This is a genomic window from Rhodoblastus acidophilus (assembly GCF_009720655.1).
Taxonomy (GTDB): domain Bacteria; phylum Pseudomonadota; class Alphaproteobacteria; order Rhizobiales; family Beijerinckiaceae; genus Rhodoblastus; species Rhodoblastus acidophilus_A.
The window spans coordinates 1-1,586 of the sequence record NZ_WNKS01000048.1; the positions used below are offsets into that span (position 1 = coordinate 1).

General features: G+C 64.3%; 3 protein-coding genes. 2 read left to right on the top strand and 1 reads right to left on the bottom strand.

The genetic code is table 11. From position 1 onward, the window contains the following. On the bottom strand, window positions 1–229 hold a 229-nt coding region (locus GJ654_RS21030; RefSeq protein WP_425540409.1), incomplete at its 3' end, for a hypothetical protein. Between the two features lie 255 nt (window positions 230–484). On the opposite strand from GJ654_RS21030, the gene GJ654_RS20615 reads away from it, so the two are divergent. Next, complete coding sequence (locus GJ654_RS20615; protein ID WP_155448056.1) at window positions 485–883, top strand: response regulator; 399 nt, start codon at window positions 485–487, stop codon at window positions 881–883. A 149-nt stretch (window positions 884–1,032) separates the two neighbouring features. Further along, the coding region (locus GJ654_RS20620) for a cysteine peptidase family C39 domain-containing protein (protein ID WP_246664859.1) at window positions 1,033–1,586 on the top strand (554 nt) is incomplete at its 3' end.

The following is a 1,586-nucleotide window of genomic DNA, read 5'->3' on the forward strand; positions in this document are numbered from 1 at the left end:
GGAGCGGTCCGCCAACGTGTCGCCGTGAAAACAAAGACTTAACCAAGCCGATCCGGCGGCGACGCAATCTCGGCGCCGGGAGACAGCCGTCGACCGGCGCTGTCACGCTCAAGCGGCGCCCCCCCTCCTCGTCGCCGTGCTGCTCAGACTGAAGCCGCTCGATGTTTTGGCTCCGCTCCTGCGTGTTTTGCTGCTTGTCACGGTCGCTCAAAATGGCGTTTTCCTCCACGACTTCCGGAGTTGGTCCGCCGAGGGCGCCGCGCCAGCCCGGTTTGTGACCCTAATGCAAGCGGCAGGAGCCGCACGCCGCCCGACTTGCTGGGCGAGGCCGCGCGCCATCGGCGGTTACAGCCCCGTCCCCGGCCCTTGCTCTTTAGTCTTGAGAAATGGCTCCATGGGCTAAGCGAGAGGCGCCACGTCCATGGCCGCGCCGGTGTCTGCGACTGCGATATTCGCATAGCCCCCGCGAGATCGACATCCAGCATTGCGGCAGGGACTCCCTGCCGGACCGCCCCGCGCCTCGGCCGAACTCGCCGACCATGGTTTTCGGGTTGTGGAGGCGGCGGACGGCACGGAGGCGCTACGCCTGATCGGCGGAAATCTCGATATCGATGTCCTCGTCACCGACCTGACCATGGCGCGGACGAGCGGGGTCGAACTGATCCAGGCGGCGCAAGCCGCAAGGCCTCGCGTGCCCGCGATCCTGATCACCGGCAACGCCATGGAGGCCGCGACATCGTTCATGGCGGAAGCCGCGCATGAAACAGTCGACCCTGTGCGCAAGCCGATCGACTCCACCGACCTTGCCGAGCGCATCATGGACCTGGTCGAAAGATCTGTCCTGTCCACGTCGGCCTCTTGCGAGATCATCGGAGAACCTTGATCTAAACGCTAACGGCCATTGACGCGCGCGACAAACGCCTCCCGCCCCTCGTGTTGACAATAGAACTGTGCTCCATTCCTAATGAGTGTGTGAGCATTGGGTGGCCGGCTGACGCAAACCCCACTCACGGGCTCGACTGCAGGCTGACAATGAATATTCAGCAAGATCTTTTGCCGGAATCGGAACAACTTGCCCACGCGCGGACAGCTGAGGCGAAAGTTGAAACGCCTGTCCACACCGGGCTTCTGGCCTTGTGTGGCGTCGCCGCCTATTATCGCATCTCCGCCGACGCGAGCCATCTCGCCAAGGATCTTGCAATAGCGACGCCGGAGGAAACGCCAAGGGATATTGTGCGCGGCGCGGCGCGCATCGGTCTCAGGGCGCGCGTCATCGAACATCCCACGCCGCAGCGGCTCGCCAGCGCGCCCGTCCCCGCCCTGCTGCGCCTGAAGACCGGCTGCTACAGCGTGTTCGCCGGCAAGACGCCTGACGGCCGGTGGCGCATTGTCGATCCCGTCTCCCATGTCGCGCGCGAAGTCGCGATGGACGAACTGATCGCCGAGATCGAGCCGCTGCTGATCCTGGTGGCGCGCCGGCGTTTCGGCGCCGGGATCGACCCGAAAACATTCGGCTTCCATTGGTTTGCGCCGTCGTTGTGGCGTTACCGCAAGCCGCTGATCCACGTGCTGATCGCTTCGTTCTT